A 1085-nucleotide genomic window follows, 5' to 3' on the forward strand; every position below is an offset into this window, starting at 1 on the left:
TTTTCTGCCAGGAAAGGATCATCACTTCCTCCACCGGCATTGCGCTTTAATGTAAGGCTGTCCCAGGCTATATCCATAGAACCTTTACTTCCTACCAGTTTTAAGAACGTACTTCCGCTGGTACCGTCAACAAAATTACAACGTAAGGAAAGGTTAAATGCCGGGTGTTGTTTTGTATCGGGGTAATCAAACATTCCTAAAAGTACATCCGGTACTTCACGCCCGTCATCCCAGTGGCGCAATCCACCGGTTGCCGCAATTTTATTGGGGCCATACGAATTGGTAATAAAATGAAGACTGGAGAATAAATGCACAAATAGGTCGCCGGCCATACCCGTACCGTAGTCAAGGTAATTTCTCCATCTAAAGAACCTTAAAGGGTCAAAAGGCATGTCTTTACTTATAGAAGTATACTTCTCCCAATCTACGGTTTGGGTAGAGGCATCTTTGGGGATTGGATACTGCCAGGCACCCAAGGCCGAATTCCTGGCCCAAAAGCCTTCTGCATAATTAAGCGTTCCTATAGCACCGGCTGCCAATAGTTCTCTGGCCTTTTCATTCCCCAAAGAAGACATTCCCTGGCTACCTACCATGTAGATTTTTCCAGATTTCTTCCAGGCTTTTATGATATCGTTTCCTTCTTCTACACTATGTACCATTGGTTTTTCACAGTACACGTGTTTACCTGCATTAAGCGCATCAACACTCATTTTTTTGTGCCAAAAATCGGGGGTGCCAATTATTACCGCATCAATATCGCTGCGGTTTAGTACTTCTTTATAATCTTTGGTAAGGAACAAACTGCTGCCCCAACGTTTTTTAGCATCTTCTAAACGCCCATCGTATAAATCACATACGGCCACAAGTTCTATATTCTCGTGCTTTAATGCCGTATTGGTATCGGCAACACCCATTCCCCCGGCGCCAATTAAAGCGATTTTAAGAACTTTGTTTGTTGAAGATTTTGCAGCTCTATTCAATAAATTTACTTCTTTCGCTTCTGCAGCAAAACTGGACGGGATTACGGCCGCAGTTGCGCCCACTATTCCTAAATTCTTAATAAAGGAACGTCTGTTATTTTTCAT

At 43.0% G+C, this 1085-nt stretch carries 1 protein-coding gene; it reads right to left on the reverse strand.

Going from position 1 to position 1085, the window contains the following annotated elements:
• The coding region (locus tag GUB10_RS15870; RefSeq protein ID WP_193712431.1) for a Gfo/Idh/MocA family protein at positions 1-1085 on the reverse strand (1085 nt) is incomplete at both ends.

It is taken from the genome of Salegentibacter sp. BLCTC (genome assembly GCF_015143665.1).
Classification (GTDB): Bacteria; Bacteroidota; Bacteroidia; order Flavobacteriales; family Flavobacteriaceae; genus Salegentibacter; species Salegentibacter maritimus.